At 66.8% G+C, this 15,463-nt stretch carries 14 protein-coding genes and 1 tRNA gene; 7 read left to right on the forward strand and 8 right to left on the reverse strand.

What is annotated here, in order from left to right:
- Positions 1-22: 22 nt before the first annotated feature.
- Positions 23-1,048, reverse strand: a complete 1,026-nt coding sequence (locus ACMUJL_RS19900) for an AbrB family transcriptional regulator (RefSeq protein ID WP_375571469.1) — start codon at positions 1,046-1,048, stop codon at positions 23-25.
- 194 nt (positions 1,049-1,242) lie between these two features.
- On the opposite strand from ACMUJL_RS19900, the gene ACMUJL_RS19905 reads away from it, so the two are divergent.
- Positions 1,243-1,689: a DUF1810 domain-containing protein gene (locus ACMUJL_RS19905; protein ID WP_375571467.1), complete on the forward strand. Its 447-nt coding sequence runs from the start codon at positions 1,243-1,245 to the stop codon at positions 1,687-1,689.
- A 9-nt stretch (positions 1,690-1,698) separates the two neighbouring features.
- On the opposite strand, the gene ACMUJL_RS19910 is transcribed toward ACMUJL_RS19905, so the two are convergent.
- From ACMUJL_RS19910 to ACMUJL_RS19925, 4 genes are all read right to left on the reverse strand, one after another.
- The gene (locus ACMUJL_RS19910) at positions 1,699-2,154 is read right to left on the reverse strand and encodes a cupin domain-containing protein (RefSeq protein ID WP_375571465.1); all 456 of its coding nucleotides are present in this window, start codon (positions 2,152-2,154) and stop codon (positions 1,699-1,701) included.
- Positions 2,155-2,158: 4 nt separating this feature from the next.
- Positions 2,159-2,602, reverse strand: coding sequence for a YtoQ family protein (locus ACMUJL_RS19915; protein WP_068290172.1), 444 nt, complete (start codon positions 2,600-2,602; stop codon positions 2,159-2,161).
- A gap of 105 nt (positions 2,603-2,707) precedes the next feature.
- Positions 2,708-2,781: transfer RNA gene (locus ACMUJL_RS19920), tRNA-Gly, on the reverse strand.
- A gap of 35 nt (positions 2,782-2,816) precedes the next feature.
- On the reverse strand, positions 2,817-4,913 hold the full coding sequence (locus ACMUJL_RS19925; RefSeq protein WP_416914422.1) for an ASKHA domain-containing protein: 2,097 nt from the start codon (positions 4,911-4,913) through the stop codon (positions 2,817-2,819).
- 259 nt (positions 4,914-5,172) lie between these two features.
- On the opposite strand from ACMUJL_RS19925, the gene guaB reads away from it, so the two are divergent.
- Together guaB and ACMUJL_RS19935 are read left to right on the forward strand one after the other, a co-directional pair.
- Positions 5,173-6,621, forward strand: coding sequence for an IMP dehydrogenase (gene guaB / locus ACMUJL_RS19930; RefSeq protein ID WP_068290156.1), 1,449 nt, complete (start codon positions 5,173-5,175; stop codon positions 6,619-6,621).
- A complete protein-coding gene (locus ACMUJL_RS19935; protein ID WP_375571460.1) occupies positions 6,621-7,406 on the forward strand; it encodes an MBL fold metallo-hydrolase in 786 nt (261 codons plus the stop codon). The genes guaB and ACMUJL_RS19935 overlap by 1 nt, the downstream gene beginning before the upstream one ends.
- A 15-nt stretch (positions 7,407-7,421) precedes the next feature.
- Here ACMUJL_RS19935 and ACMUJL_RS19940 read toward each other — a convergent pair whose 3' ends face one another.
- The gene (locus tag ACMUJL_RS19940; protein WP_375571458.1) at positions 7,422-8,552 is read right to left on the reverse strand and encodes a polyheme membrane-associated cytochrome C; all 1,131 of its coding nucleotides are present in this window, start codon (positions 8,550-8,552) and stop codon (positions 7,422-7,424) included.
- A gap of 133 nt (positions 8,553-8,685) precedes the next feature.
- On the opposite strand from ACMUJL_RS19940, the gene ACMUJL_RS19945 reads away from it, so the two are divergent.
- A complete protein-coding gene (locus ACMUJL_RS19945) occupies positions 8,686-10,146 on the forward strand; it encodes a ferric reductase-like transmembrane domain-containing protein (RefSeq protein ID WP_375571456.1) in 1,461 nt (486 codons plus the stop codon).
- A gap of 21 nt (positions 10,147-10,167) precedes the next feature.
- Here the strand turns inward: ACMUJL_RS19945 and ACMUJL_RS19950 are convergent, their stop codons facing one another.
- Both ACMUJL_RS19950 and ACMUJL_RS19955 read right to left on the reverse strand, forming a co-directional pair.
- The gene (locus ACMUJL_RS19950; RefSeq protein WP_375571454.1) at positions 10,168-10,950 is read right to left on the reverse strand and encodes a ZIP family metal transporter; all 783 of its coding nucleotides are present in this window, start codon (positions 10,948-10,950) and stop codon (positions 10,168-10,170) included.
- A gap of 112 nt (positions 10,951-11,062) precedes the next feature.
- Entirely contained in the window at positions 11,063-12,592 is a 1,530-nt protein-coding gene (locus tag ACMUJL_RS19955; RefSeq protein WP_375571452.1) for a gamma-glutamyltransferase family protein, read from the reverse strand.
- Between the two features lie 261 nt (positions 12,593-12,853).
- Between ACMUJL_RS19955 and ACMUJL_RS19960 the strand changes: the two genes are divergently transcribed.
- The 3 genes from ACMUJL_RS19960 to ACMUJL_RS19970 all read left to right on the forward strand — a co-directional run bounded on the left by ACMUJL_RS19960 (position 12,854) and on the right by ACMUJL_RS19970 (position 15,441).
- A complete protein-coding gene (locus ACMUJL_RS19960) occupies positions 12,854-13,555 on the forward strand; it encodes a TetR/AcrR family transcriptional regulator (protein ID WP_138176805.1) in 702 nt (233 codons plus the stop codon).
- A gap of 214 nt (positions 13,556-13,769) precedes the next feature.
- Positions 13,770-14,639: an ABC transporter ATP-binding protein gene (locus ACMUJL_RS19965; protein WP_138176802.1), complete on the forward strand. Its 870-nt coding sequence runs from the start codon at positions 13,770-13,772 to the stop codon at positions 14,637-14,639.
- A 28-nt stretch (positions 14,640-14,667) separates the two neighbouring features.
- Complete coding sequence (locus ACMUJL_RS19970; protein WP_068290146.1) at positions 14,668-15,441, forward strand: ABC transporter permease; 774 nt, start codon at positions 14,668-14,670, stop codon at positions 15,439-15,441.
- Positions 15,442-15,463 lie beyond the last annotated feature (22 nt).

Genomic DNA, 15,463 nt, shown 5'->3' on the forward strand with positions numbered 1-15,463 from the left:
TGTCAAAGCGCATCGGGATCTGTCACCTGCGGCGCGCCTTCCAGCGGGCGATCACCGACATCTCGATCACCGTCAGGATGATGCGATAGATATGATGCGCTGTCACCAATGCCGGATTGGCCTGCAGGCTGAGCGCGATCAGCGCCATCTCGGTCACGCCGCCGGGCGCGAAGCTGATCAGCAGCATGTCGAAAGGGGCGCCGGTGATGTCATGGACGATGACGACCAGCACCACCGCGATCACCATCATCAGGCAGACCGAGATCAGTCCCAGGCCGATCCCGCGCATGAGGGCGCGCCCTTTCAGCCCGCCGAAACGCATCCCCAAGCTGGCGCCGATGACGATCTGCGCCTCGTTGATTAGCCATTGCGGCATGTCCAGGGGCACGACGCCTGTCAGGCTGACAGCCGCCGCCACGAAAAGCGGCCCCGTCAGTTGTCCGGCCGGCAGGTGCAGCCATTTCCCGATGCCCAGCCCAAGCGCGCCCACGGCGATCACCACGGGCAGCTGGGTCAGATCCACATCGGGGCGCGCCAGCGTCATGCCGCCCGCACTGCCCACGGGCGCACCCAGCCAGAGCGAGAGGCCAATGGGCAGGATCGTGATCACCAGCACGATGCGCAGGAACTGCTGCATGGTCAGGATCGCAAGGTTGGCGCCGGCCTCTTCGCCCATGGCGATGCTTTCCATCAGCCCGCCGGGGGTGCCGCTGTAGAAGGCGGTTGCGCGATCATAGCCGCCAAGCCGCCGGAATACCGCGTAATTGCCGGCATGAGCCAGGCCCACGAACAGGGTCAGCGCCGCGAAACTGACCGCCAGAGAGGGCAGCATCGCGACCATGCCCGGCGTGACCTGTGCGCCGATCATCACGCCGATCACGGCCAGAAAGATCAGGCGGATGCTTTGGGGAAACTTGTAGCCCGCAGGAAAGCGATGGCCCGTCACGCTGGACAAAAGCGCGGTGGCGATCAGGCTGCCCAGCATATAGGGCAGGGGCAGCAGCGTGTAGCTTGCCAGAAGGCCGCCTGCCGCACCGGTGGCCAGCACGATGATCGTGGTCAGGATGAATGCGCGGGTCAGGATGGGTGCCTTGCGTCGCTGCGTCGGAATGCCTCTTCTTAGGCCGGGCGCACGGGGATGCCAAGGGCAGGCCGGCGCGCGGATTGTCGGCAGGGGGCTGTGGGGGCTATGCTGGGATGCGGGACCCCTGAAGGGAAGACGCACGGGAGGCAGCAGGCACCATGAGCAATCTGACGCGGTTCGACATTGCCCAGTTCGATACCTATGACAGGGCCCTGGCCGAATTGACCGAGGGGCGCAAGCAGACCCATTGGATGTGGTTCATCTTTCCCCAGCTCAAGGTGCTGGGACGGTCTGCCACGGCAAAACATTTCGGGATCGAAGACATGGCCGAGGCGCGCGCCTATCTGGCCGATCCCGATCTGGGGCCCGGTCTGATCGCGGTGGCGCGGGCGGTTCTGACGCATCCGGACCGCAGCGCCGCGCAGATCATGGGGCAGGTCGATGCCCTCAAGCTCAGGTCATCGGCCACGCTGTTTCGCGAAGCGGCGCAGGATCCGCAGACGCGCGCGGTGTTCGAGGCGATCCTGACGACCTTCTACGAGGGGCAGCCCTGCGCCGCCACGCTGGCGCATCTGCGGGGACAGGCCGCGCCACAGCAGCCCTGAGGCGAAGGGTCAGTCGGCGCGGGGAATGTCGAAACCTGCGGGGGCGAGGGTGAAGCCCTCGAACCGGAAGGCGGGGCTGACGGTGCAGCCGACCAGCGTCCAGTCCCCGGTGCTGCGCGCGGCCTGCCAGTGATGCGGCGGCACGATGATCTGGGGGGCCTCGCCCGCCAGAAGATCCGGGCCAAGACGGTGATCGCGCGCGGGGCCCGCCTCGGTTGCGGCCAGCGACAGGATCAGCGGGGCACCTGCGTAGAAATGCCAGATCTCGGCCGCGTCGACCTTGTGCCAATGGCTGCGTTCACCGGCGGCCAGCAGGAAATAGATGCAGGTGCCGCTGGGGCGCTCTGTGCCCTCTGCCGCGTCGATCCATGTCTGGCGGTAATGGCCGCCCTCTGGATGCGGGATCAGGCCTAGGCGTTCGATGATCTGGGCCGCGCCAAGCGCCGCCATGCCGGATGCCGCCATCGGGTCAGAGCTTTCCTTCGATCACATAGCGCAGGATGGCCACGACCTGATCAGGCGTCTGCGCCACGGCCAGGGCTGCGGCATCCACCTCCTTGAGGGCGTGCTGGTGGTCGGGGCCGTGCAGGATGATCAGCGATTTGCCCAGGGCCGCGGCATAGCCCGCGTCGAAGGCGGCGTTCCACTGCTTGTACTGATCGCCAAAGCGCACCACCACCACATCGGCATCGGCGATACCCTTGCGGGTGCGGATGGCGTTGACCATCGCGCCCTTGTGATCATGCCAGTACTTGTCCGGTTCCGCCCCCAGGATCGTGACCCCGCAATCGTCACTGGCCGCATGATCGGTGACCGGGGAATTGAACGCGATATCAAGGCCTTTCGCGCCATTGATGATCTGCTCACGCCAATCGGTGTGGATTTCGCCTGAGAGATACACGTTCCATGTCATGACAGTCTTCCTTCGGGTTGGTCACTCTGCTTCTGCGAACCTAGGCGCAGAACGGCCATGTCTCAACCCGCAAGGGACAGGAAGGTGCTGTCGACAATGGAAGGATGGAGCGGGTGAAGGGAATCGAACCCTCGTATTCAGCTTGGGAAGCTGCTGCTCTACCATTGAGCTACACCCGCGACGATCTGACAGGTAAGTGAGGCCGTGCCGAGCGTCAAGCCCTTCTGCGCCGCCGCCGTCCGCCGTCGTCGCCGCCGCCGCCTTCGCCGCGCGTGTTGAACGAGGGCGAGGGCAGCGACACCACCTTGGACAGTTCCGGGAAGGGGTCGGTCTTGTGCGGGATCGCATTTGCGGCGACGAAATGTTCCTGGAATTTCGGCTCGATCGCGGTTTCGATCTTGGTGATCTTGCCCACGGTCGCCTCGATCTCGGCGCGGCTGCCGATGTTGCACAGCGCGATGCGCGCGCCGGTGCCGGCGGCATTGCCCGCGCTGAAGACGCGGTCGAGCGGCACATCGGGGATCATGCCCAGCACCATCGCGTGTTTGGGGCTGATATGGGCACCGAAGGCACCTGCCAGCACCACGCGGTCCACCTTGTCGACGCCCATTTCATCCATCAGAAGGCGTGCGCCCGCGTAAAGCGCGGATTTGGCCAGCTGGATCGCGCGGATGTCGCCTTGGGTCACGCTGATCAGCGGCCCACCCTCGGCGGTGGCGTCATGGATCACGTAGGCATGGGTGCGCCCTTCGGCGATGCAGCGGGGCGTGCCGGTCTGGTCGGCCGATCCGATCAGGCCCGAGTCGTCCAGAAGGCCCGCCATGCGCATCTCGGCCACGGCCTCGATGATGCCCGATCCGCAGATGCCGGTGATGCCCGATGCGGCTGCGGCCTCGGCAAAGCCGGGCTCGTCGGACCACAGTTCCGTGCCGATGATGCGGAAGCGCGGTTCCTTGGTGGCAGGATCAATCTCGATCCGCTCGATGGCGCCGGGTGCGGCGCGCTGGCCGGCGCTGATCTGCGCGCCCTCGAAGGCGGGGCCGGTGGGCGAGGAGCAGGCCAGAACGCGGGTCGTATTGCCCAGAAGGATCTCGGCATTGGTGCCCACATCGACGACAAGGACCAGATCCTGCGACTTGCCCGGTTCCTCGGACAGGGCCACGGCGGCGGCATCGGCCCCCACATGGCCCGCGATGCAGGGCAGCAGATAGACCTGTGCGCGGTCGTTGAGCGTGGTGAATTCCAGATCCGTCGCGCGCAGCGACAGCGAGGATGAGGTGGCCAGCGCGAAAGGCGCCTGGCCCAGTTCGACCGGGTCTATCCCCAACAGAAGGTGATGCATGACCGGGTTGCAGACGATCACCGCCTCGAAGATCGTGGCGGGATCGATCCCGGCCTCGGTGCTCAGGCTCTGGGTCAGGCCGTTGAGCGCGGTGCGCACCGCGCGGGTCATGTCCTTGTCGCCGCCGGGGTTCATCATCGCGTATGACACACGGCTCATCAGATCCTCGCCAAAGCGGATCTGCGGGTTCATCACACCCGAGGAGCACAGCACCTGCCCGGTGACCAGATCGCACAGATGTGCTGCGATGGTGGTCGAGCCAAGGTCGATGGCAAGGCCGTACAGACCGCCCTCGTAGAGACCGGGCCAGATGTCCAGCAGGCGCGCGTGGCCTTCGTGATGATCGCGGTAAAGCGCCACCGTGACCTGCCAGTTGCCCTTGCGCAGCACCGGCTGCAGCTTGGTCAGCACCGACAGGTCGGCGCGGATGTCGGCAATCTGCCACTGGTCGCGCAGGGCGCGGGCCAGCCGTTCCAGATCGCCCGTTGGCTCATGCATGTCCGGTTCTTCCACCTCGACGAAATAGAGCCGGGTGGCAGGGTCCATGATGATGGCGCGGGCGGTGGCCGCCTTGCGCACCACCTGCTTGTGCACCTGGCTTTCGGGGGGCACGTCGATGACCAAGTCGCCCTGCACGGTGGCCTGACAGCCAAGGCGGCGCCCGTCGATCAGGCCGCGCTTGTCCTTGTAGCGCTGCTCGACGCTGTTCCAGTCCGAGAGGGCCTCGGGTTCGGAGGTCACGCCGAATTTCGAGAATTCGCCGTAGGACGGCGTGATCTGGCATTTCGAGCAGATGCCGCGCCCGCCGCAGACGCTGTCCAGATCCACGCCCAGCTGGCGTGCGGCGGTCAGGACGGGCGTGCCCACCGGAAAACGGCCCCGCTTGCCCGATGGGGTGAAGACGACGAGAGGGTCCTGGGATGCTGCGGTCTGTGGTGTCGCTGCGGAAGCGGTGGTCGCGCTGCTCATGGGGTGATCATGTCCTGTTGCCTGTTGGTGCCAAGCATATGCTGCGCGGGCGAAAGGGAAAGGCGTGATGCGGCAGAAAGTTGATCCGCTGCGTCATTTTGCGCGCGTGGCGCCGGTTGCGGGGGCGGATGCCTCCGGCGGGGATATTTGCGGCAAGAAGAAACCGCGGGCCCGGCGGGCCGCGGAGATTGGGGGGTTTCCCCCGCAGGGCAGACGTGCAATAGGGAAGCGCCAAACGATCCCAGCATGGAGATGCCCGATGGAGATTCGTGAGGCCCTGACCTTCGATGATGTTCTGCTCGTTCCCGCCGCGTCCTCGGTCCTGCCGTCGACGGCGGATACACGCACCCGCGTGACCCGGTCGATCGCGCTGAATATCCCGCTTCTGAGTTCGGCCATGGACACGGTGACCGAATCGCGCATGGCCATCGCCATGGCGCAATCGGGCGGCATGGGGGTGATCCATCGCAACCTGACCGTCGAGGAGCAGGCCAACGAGGTGCGCCGCGTCAAGCGCTTCGAGAGCGGTATTGTCTACAACCCGATCACCCTGCGCCCCGACCAGACCCTGGCCGATGCCAAGGCCCTGCAGGCGCGCTACAACGTGACGGGTTTTCCCGTGGTGAATGACAAGGGGCTGGTCGTGGGCATCGTGACCAACCGCGACATGCGTTTCGCCACATCCGACGACACGCCCGTCAGCGTGATGATGACCTCGGACAACCTGGCGATGCTGACCGAGCCTGCCGAGCTGGAAGAGGCGAAAAGCCTGATGAAGGCGCGCCGCATCGAGAAGCTGCTGGTCACCGACGGCAAGGGGCACCTGACCGGGCTGCTGACGCTGAAGGATACCGAGACGGCCGTTCTGAACCCCACGGCCTGCAAGGACCAGCTGGGCCGGCTGCGTGTGGCGGCGGCCTCGACCGTGGGGGATGCCGGTTTCGAGCGCAGCATGGCGCTGATCGATGCGGGCGTGGACATGGTGGTGATCGACACCGCGCATGGCCATTCCGAGGGCGTGGCCCATGCGGTCGAGCGGATCAAGGCGCTGTCCAACGAGGTGCAGGTGGTGGCGGGCAATATCGCCACGGCCGAGGCCACGCGCGCCCTGATCGGCGCGGGGGCGGATGCGGTCAAGGTGGGCATTGGCCCCGGGTCGATCTGCACCACCCGGATGGTCGCGGGTGTGGGCGTGCCGCAGTTGACGGCAATCATGGATTGCGCGGGCGCCGCGGGCGACGTGCCGGTGATTGCCGATGGCGGCATCAAGTTCTCGGGCGATTTCGCCAAGGCGATCGCGGCGGGCGCGTCCTGCGCGATGGTGGGCTCCATGATCGCGGGCACGGACGAGTCCCCCGGCGAGGTGATCCTCTACCAGGGCCGCAGCTTCAAGAGCTATCGCGGCATGGGCAGCCTGGGCGCGATGGCGCGCGGCTCGGCCGACCGGTATTTCCAGAAGGATGCGGCCAGCGACAAGCTGGTGCCCGAAGGTGTCGAGGGGCAGGTGCCCTACAAGGGGTCAGCCTCGGCAGTGGTGCATCAGCTGGTGGGGGGCTTGCGCGCCGCCATGGGCTATACCGGTTGCGCCACGGTCGAAGAGATGCGCCGCAACTGCACCTTCGTCAAGATCACCGGGGCGGGGCTGAAGGAAAGCCATGTCCATGACGTGCAGATCACCCGCGAAAGCCCGAACTATCGGGTCGGCTGATGGAGGGGATCGCAAGGTTCGAGGCGGATGTGGCCGAGGTCTTCTGCCTGGCCGATGGTGGCGCGGATTTCGGGGCGCAGGTGTTTCCCGCCGTTGATCCCGAGACGCTGGCCCTGCGGCTTGCAGCGGCGTGCGACAGCGCGATCCGCACGGCATTCAATGTGTTCCTGATCCGGCAGGGCGATGCGCTGACGCTGGTCGATACGGGTTATGGCGCGCTGGCCGGGGACAAGGGCGGGCGATTGCCTGCCCGTCTGGCGGCGCTGGGCGTGGCGCCCGGGGATATCGGCACGCTTGTCTTCACGCATCTGCATGGCGATCACTGTGGTGGCGCGCTTGTCGGCGCCGTGCCGGCCTTTCCGGCGGCGCGGATCATGATGCATGCGGCCGAACTTGCGCATTGGACGGATCGTGACGGACCGGCCTCGGCCGTGATCGCGGCCCATGCGGGGCGCATCGTCACCGTGGCCCAAGGCGATGCCGTGGCGCCGGGTGTCACGGTCTGGGAACTGCCGGGCCATACGCCCGGCCATATCGGGCTGCGGATCGGGGCAGGGCTGGTGATCGTGGGCGACATCTTCCATTCCGCGGCACTGCAATTGCCCGCGCCGGAGACGGCCACGATCTATGATGTCGATCCCGCGATGGCCACGCGCAGCCGCAAGGCCGCCCTGGCCGAGATCGCGGCGCAGGACCTGGTCTTCACGGGTGGTCATGCGGTTGATCCGCTGAAGTTCGCGCGCCTCCGGGTGGATGGCGCGGGATACCGTGCCATCGCGGCCTGATCGCGCCTTGAGGGTCTAGGGGCGGGGGCGCCTGCCAAGATCAAGGTCGATCACGCCCGCCAGATCCGCCAGGCTGTCATGCAGCAGTTGCAGCACATAGCGCGGGTTGTGAACATAAGCGCCCGGATCCTTGCGCGACATCTGGTAATTGTAGGCGGCCTTCAAAAGGCGCGGGGTCCAGGACTGGTAACGGTTGGGAAAGCCCCCCTCATCCGCGCCGATCTTCCCGTCTTGGTCGGGATCCTTGAAGAAATAGGGATATTGCCCCGACGCATAGGCGAGGGGCTGGCCCGACACCTGCAGGGCATAGGTGCGGATCGCGGCGAGAAGCTGCGCCTCGAGCCCCGCGATCTCGGACATGATGCCACCCGCGATGCTGCCGTCCCCGTCGAAATCGCCGTGCTGCATGCGGATGGCGCGCAGATCGTCCACGCCGCGATGGCAACTCAGGCAGCTTTCGGTCTCGACCCTGGTGCTGTGCGCATCATGGCAGGCGATACAGGTGCCGGCGCTGGGCACATGGGTGAAGGTTCCGGCATAGCTTTGGCCCGGATAGTGATAACCCGCGATCAGGTCGCCCCCACCCTGAACCCCTGCGGCGGCGGCATAGTGGATGTTCATGAAGCCAAGGTCGGCCTGAACCTGATCCTCGGGCAGGCTGGCCGTGGCGCGCGCCACATCGAGGCCGGAGAGGCGCCCCTGGTGGCAGGTGGCGCAGAGGGCCGAGGCCCCAAGGCCCGCCACTTCGATCCCCGAGGGGAAGCTCACCCGGTCAAGCGCATGGGCGCTGTCCGTGTGGCATGAGGCACAGCCGATCGGCTGGTTGATCGCGGCGGGATGGTCCACCACCCCGGCGGGCGTGCCATCGGCGCCCAGATGATCCAGGAAACCCGGTTGCGAATGGCAGGCGGCGCATTCGGTCGGCACCGCGCCCTGCTTGTTCCAGTAGGTGAAGGACAGGCTGTCATGATCGGCGTGGGGTGCGTCAAGCCAGTCCCGCACAAGGCGGGCCAGGGCATCCGGGTCATATTGCGCAAGGCTCTGCTGGGCATGGGCCGGTGGCGGGGCGATGGGCAAGGCGGCAATGAGCAGCGACAGGGCCGCCAGCACGGCCAGCAGGTGACGGGGTCTTTCGTGTCCGGTCATGGTCTTCTCCTTCGCGCGGGGGGGGAGTGCTTGAACCAGTTTGCCAGCGCCGCGCCTGTCCTGCCTTGAGCCTGATCAAGGCGCGGTGTGGCGCATCCATGCCACGCTGGACGTCAGGAACGGAGGTGACCGCATGCCCGCTGCGCCGGAAAGACCAAGACATGGCGCGTTGCCGCGCCTGTCCGCGCCTGCGCTGGGCGCGCTCTATCTGCTGCTTTGCCTCTTGCCGCTTGTGCCTGCCACGTGGTCGCAGGCCGTTCCGCTGGACAGGTGGGAGGCCTTCGGCGCGGGGCTGGGGCTGTCGGCCTTGGCGGCGATGGTGGTGCAATTGCTGACCTCGGGGCGGTTTCGGCCGGTGTCGGGGCGCATGGGGATCGACCGGATCATGGCCTTTCACAAGATCGCGGCGATGGCGGTGCTTCTGGCGTTGCTCTTGCATCCGCTGGCCTATGTGCTGCCGACGGTCATGGATGATCCCGCGCGCGGGGCCGAGCGGTTGATCGCATATCACAGGCTGCCGGCCTACCGCAGTGGCGTGGTGGCGTTGTCTGCGCTGCTGGTCCTGGTGCTGGCGGGCCTCCTGCGCGACCGGATGCATTACGAGACGTGGCGCGCGATGCACCTTGGGCTGGCGCTGGTAGCGCTGGGCGGCGGGTTGCATCATGCGCTGACAGCAGGACGGCTGAGCGCGATGGGGCCATTGCACGGATTCTGGTGGGGTGCCGCAGCCGTGGTGATCGGGGCGATCGGCGTGCTGTACGGCTGGCGCTGGTGGCGGCTGCATCACCGGCCCTTCGTGCTGCGCGGGGTCGCGCCGAAAGCCGACCGCATCTGGGAGCTGGACATCGCCCCGGCGCCGGGCACCCCGCCGCCGGACTATCGGGCGGGGCAATTCGTCTGGATGACCGAAGGTGCCCGGCGGTTTCCGCTGTTCGATCACCCGTTTTCCATCGCGGATACCGCGACACGCCCCGCGCTGCGGCTGATCATCAAGGAGGCAGGGGATTTCACCCGGACGGTCGGGGCGCTGGCGCCCGGAACGCCGATCGGGATCGACGGGCCCTTCGGCACCTTCACCCTGTCGGATCACCCCTGCGACAGCGTCATCCTGATTGCGGGCGGGGCCGGGATCGCGCCGATCATGGGGCTCTTGCGTGACCTTGTCGCGCGGCGCGATCCGCGCCCGGTGCGCCTGGCCTATGCCGTGGGCCGCCCCGAAAACATGGCCTGCCTGGACGAGATTGCCGCAGCCGCGACGGTTCTGGATCTGCGCGTCATGCTGATCAGCGAGGCGCCGGACCCAAGCGGAGGGGCCGAGACCGGGCTTCTGGATGCGCCCCGCCTGGCCCGCCTGCTGGAGGGGCTGACGCCGGACACCTGCGTTGCGATGATCTGCGGTCCCGGTCCGATGGTCAGCGCCGTGTCGGACGGGTTGCTGGGCCAGGGCCTGCCGATGCGCAATGTCGTCTATGAACGTTTCGACTATGCCGGGGCGCTGGGCGCGCGCAAGGACCGGCGCCGCACCGCGCAATACCTGGCGCTGCTGCTGGGGCAGGGTGTGCTGGTCTGGGCCTTGTCGCAGCTTTTGCCGTAAGGGTGCGGGCGGCTGCGGCGGTCAGGCCAGCCAGACATCGAGGAACAGCATCAGCACAAGCCCGATGGCCAGACCCAGCGTGGCCTTGTTCTGATGGCCGCTGCGATGGGTCTCGGGGATGATCTCGTGGCTGATGAAATAGAGCATGGCCCCCGCCGCGAAGGCCAGCCCCCAGGGCAGCAGGGGTTGCGCCAGGCTGACGATGCCTGCACCGATGGCCCCGCCAACAGGTTCGACCAGCCCGGTCAAGGCGGCAATGCCCCAGGCGCGCAAGGGCGTGTAGCCTTCCCCCAGCAGGGCCACCGCGACGGCAAGGCCCTCGGGCGCATTCTGCAAGCCGATCCCGATGGCCAAGGGCAGCCCGCCCTGCAGACCATGTGCGCCGAAGCCCACGCCCACGGCCATGCCTTCGGGAAAGTTGTGGATCGTGATCGCGAAGATGAACAGCCAGACCCTGCGCAACGAGGCCGCCTCGGGGCCTTCGCGTCCGCTGCGAAAATGCTCATGCGGCAGGGTTTCGTTCAACAGCGCCACGGCCCCCATGCCCAGCAGGATCGCGACGCAGACGATGGCCGCAGGCACCATTGCGGCGCGTTCCGGGGTGGCGGCGGCCTCGAGCGCGGGAATGATCAGCGAAAAGAATGAGGCCGACAGCATCACACCCGCCGAAAAGCCCAGCAACAGGTCGCGCGTGGCGCGTGACGGCAGACGCCCGAACAGGACCGGCACCGCACCTGCGGCGGTCATCAGCCCGGCCAACAGGCTGCCAAGCGCGCCCAGCCAGATCGGCGAGATGTGCTGCATCGTGATCCCTCGCTTGCCGCGTGCGGCGCTTTGCGCGCCCGCGCATCCAGTGCTAGCGGATCGCTGCGGCATGGTCCATGCCGGGGGCGGCATTGCCGCCGGTTCTGCCGGGTCAGCTGCGCGGATCGTGCAGGGCGATCGCGCCCGCCGCTGTGGCCATCACCACACCGGCCTGGCCCGCAAGCGGGCTTTGCGCGGGGATCGGGCTGATCTCATGGCCGCGCGCGGCCAGATCGCGCAGGATGTCCGCGCCGGCGTTTTCCTCGATCTTCAGGCTGTCGCGGCTGTCGGAAAAGGTGCGTCCCAGCAGGAAACGGGGGCCGGCCAGCGCCTCTTGCGGGGATTGGCCGAAATCGATCAGGCGGGTCAGCAGCATCGCCAGCGTCTGCGGCTGCCCGTCGGCGCCCTGGGTGCCATAGACGATCTGCGGGCGTCCGTCCTTCAGGGCGATACCGGGTTTCAGCGTGTAGAAGGGCAGTTTACCCGGCGCGAAGGCATTGGGATGCGCGGGGTCGGTGCGGAACGCCGCCCCCCGGTTCTGCCAGATGATCCCGGTATCCCCGGCCACCACGCCGCTGCCCCAGTCGAAATAGGTGCTTTGCAGCACGCTGGCGGCATTGCCCTGCGCGTCGATCGCACCCAGAAAGACCGTATCGCCATGCTGCCATCGGTGCGGCCAGGGCAGGGCGGTCCGGCGGGAAATGTCGCGCGCCTGCGCGGTCAATGCCTTGTCCGTCAGCCAGTCATCCGTGGTTGCGGGCACAAAATCCGGGTCCGCGATTGCATCACGCCGGATGAAGGCGCGTTTCACCGCCTCGACGCAGAGATGGATGTGATCCGCGCCGCCGGGCTGCAGCCCGCGCAGGTCCAGCCGCGACAGGATGCCCATGATCTGAAGCGTGGTGACGCCCTGCGTGGGGGGTGGCGGGGCCAGCAGCGTCAGGTCGCGGTAGGGCATCGCCAGCGGGCGCAGGCTGCGGGTCCGGGTGGCGGCCAGATCCGCCGCCCCGATCACGACACCCGCATCGCGCAGCCCGGCCAGAATATCGCGGGACAGATCACCGGTGTAGAACGCCCCCGCGCCCTGTTCCGCGATCCGGCGCAAGGAGCGGGCCAATTGCGGCTGGCGCAGCGTCTGTCCCGCCACAAGGGGCGCACCGTCCCTTGTGTAAAGGGCCGCGAAACCCGGCCAGTCCCGGCACTCGTCCTTGCGGAACGCGCCCCAGAACGCCTGCGAGGGCGAGATGGCGAAACCCTCCTCGGCCAGGGCGATGGCGGGGGCCAGCAGGTCCTCCCAGCGTGCCTGTCCGCCCAGATCGCTGCGCGCCGTGTCGAAGGCCCGCTGCCAGCCGCTGACCAAGGCCGCGGTGGTCAGGACCGATCCGGGGCCGCGCGCGGGAATGGGGGCAGGGGGCATGGGCCGGTCGATGCCCTGACCGATCGCCAGGTCGCAGCGCTGCTGCCCGTTGCGATCCGCCAGCATCCACACAGCATCGCCCCCCAGCCCGCAGAAATGCGGCATCACCACGCAAAGTGCGGCCCCTGCCGCGATCAGCGCCTCGGGGGCGGTGCCGCCCGCGCGCAGCACCGCCATGCCTGCCGCCGTCGCCAGCGGATGCGGTGTCGTCAGCGCGCCGGTCACGGCGCGCGCCTGGGGCTGCGGGGGACGCGAAACATGGGCAAGGGACCTCCTGAGGGTGCGGGTTCACCGTCTGTGCGGGGCCCGGCCGGGGAAATTATTCCGCATGAGGGCTTGAAACCTGCTAGGCAGGGGGCGACTACAAGTAAATATTCACTTACCTCTGCATCGGGGCCGCAGGTGGGACTTGATGCATTTTTAGGCAGTCCCGGCCGTCAAGTTGGCTGGCCAGGCAGGCGCGGGGCGTATAAGCAACGGCCGGACATGAGGGCAGGGCAATCGGGCAATGACGGGGCCAGCGACATGACGGGGCCAGCGAAAAAGAGGACGCCGCGCCAGCGCGATCCGGAACGGACGCGCGCGCAACTGCTTGAGGCGGCGCTGCACGAATTCGCCGATCACGGGTTTCACGGGGCAAGGGTGGACCGGATCACCCGCGCGGTCGGCTGCAATCCGCGGCTGCTCTACCATTACTTCGGCAGCAAGGAAAAACTCTATATCGCGGCGCTGGAGCATATCTTCGCCGATATCCGCGCGCAGGAACGCGAGCTGGATCTTGACCGCCAGGAACCGGTGCAAGCCATGCGCAGGCTGGTGGAATTCACCTATGATTTCTTTGACGGCAACCCGCTGTTCGTGAAACTGACCCGCAACGAGAACCTGCTGGAGGGGCGGTTCATCGCGGATATCGCCGCGATCCGCACAAGTTCTCAGCCCCTGCTCGACGCGATCGGCGCGATCATGGCGCGCGGGCAGGCGCAGGGTGTGTTCGGGCATCGCTACGATCCCTTGCAGATCTACGTGACCATCGTGGCGCTGAGCGCGCATCACCTGAACAACGGGCACACGCTGTCGGCGATCTTCGGGATCGACCTGCTGAGCCGGGATTGGCGCAGTGCAAGGCGGGCCCATACCGTCGATCTGGTCATGAACGCGCTGTCGGGCGCCGATTCGCCCCAGCCCTGACAAACAGGCTGCTGCCTTGGGTTCCCGTGCTGTTGCACGGGGGGGCATGCCCGGCTTGCCCCTGCCGGGCCATGCCTGGCGATTTCCGAAAGATGCCGTTATTGCGCGCGAGCGAGGGCCGGGCTGCTCAAAAGTTAATCGGTTTCGATGTTAATTCATAAAATACTTACTTAGGCGTCTTCCCAGCTTTCGGTGCGGCCTGTCAGGTGGCTGCATGAACATGACATCAGACATCCCCGCCCAAGCGATGCCGGTGCCCGCGACGCCCCCGGCCTCACGGATCAACCCGGTGCATCCGCGCCCGGCAATCGAGCTGCAGGAGGCCTCGGTCGTCTTCGGCAAGGGGCCGCAAAGCGTCACGGCCCTGTCGCCCACGACCCTGCGCATGGAGCGGGGGGATTTCCTGGCCCTGGTCGGACCCTCCGGCTGTGGCAAGTCCACGATCCTGCGCCTTGTCAGCAACCTGATCCAGCCATCCTCGGGGCTGGTGCTGCTGGGCGGGCGCGAGGTGGCGGCCAAGGAACTGCGCATCGGCATGGCGTTCCAGAACCCGACGATGCTGCCATGGCTGACAATCGAAAAGAACGTGATGCTGCCGCTCAAGATCGTCGAGCCGTTCAAGCGGACCTTCCGGCAGGACCGCAAGGGCGCCTATCGCGACCGTGTCCATGCGCTTCTGGCGCAGGTGGGGCTGAAGGATTTTGCGGGCCATTTCCCATGGCAGCTGTCGGGGGGCATGTTGCAGCGCGCGAACCTGTGCCGCGCCCTGATCCATGACCCGGACCTTTTGCTGCTGGACGAGCCTTTCGGCGCGCTGGACCAGTTCACCCGCGAGGAGCTGTGGCAGATCCTTCAGGATCTCTACCTCGATCGCAAGCCGACGGTGCTCTTGGTGACGCATGACCTGCGCGAGGCCGGTTTCCTGGCCCGCCGCATCTGCGTGATGAGCGCGCGGCCGGGGCGCGTGATCTCGGACCGGGCGGTGGACCTGCCGCAGCCGCGCGACATCGGCGTCATCTATGACCCCGCCTTTGTCGAAATGACCCAAGGCCTGCGCGAGCTGATCGCCCAGGTGCGCAAATGATGCCCGTTCCGCAAAAGGAGATGCTGCGATGACCGATACCACCCGGATCAGGCTCATGTCGTCCTCGTTCATCCTGGGCTTTTTCCTGCTGTGGGAGGTCCTGTGCATCGTTCTGAACGTGTCCGACCTGATCCTGCCGCGCCCCTCCGAAATCGTGGTGACGCTGTGGACCCGGTTCCCGGTGCTCTGGCCGCATATCCTGCAGACGCTCTATGCCACGCTGACCGGCTTCAGTCTGGGCGTGATCATCGGTGTGTCCCTCGGCGTGCTGATCGGCACCTCGCGCGTGGCCTACGGCGTGGCCTATCCGCTGCTGGTGGGCTTTTCCTCGATCCCCAAGGTCGCCGTGGTGCCGATCTTCGTGCTGTGGTTCGGGTCGGGCACCACGCCCGCCATCCTGACCGCCATGGTGATCTGTGTCTTTCCCATCGTGGTGAACATCGCGACCGGTCTGGCCACCACCGAGCCCGATCTCGAGGACGTTCTGAAAACCTTGGGTGCTTCGAAGAAGGAGATCCTGTGGAACGTCGGTCTGCCGCGCACCATGCCCTATTTCTTCGCCTCGCTGAAGGTGGCCATCACCCTGTCCTTCGTGGGCGCGGTGCTGTCCGAGACGGTCGCGTCCAACAAGGGCATCGGCAACGTGATGATGACCGCCTCGTCGAACTTCCAGGTGTCGCTTGTCTTTGCGGGGCTGATCGTCCTCGCGCTGATGGGTGTGGCGCTTTACGCCTTCTTTTCCTTCCTGGAATCCCGAGTGACCGGCTGGGCCACGCGCGGCAATGACATCGCGATCACCTGACACGCCCTTTCCTGCAATTTGT

Source organism: Seohaeicola sp. (assembly GCF_048006315.1).
GTDB lineage: Bacteria > Pseudomonadota > Alphaproteobacteria > Rhodobacterales > Rhodobacteraceae > Seohaeicola.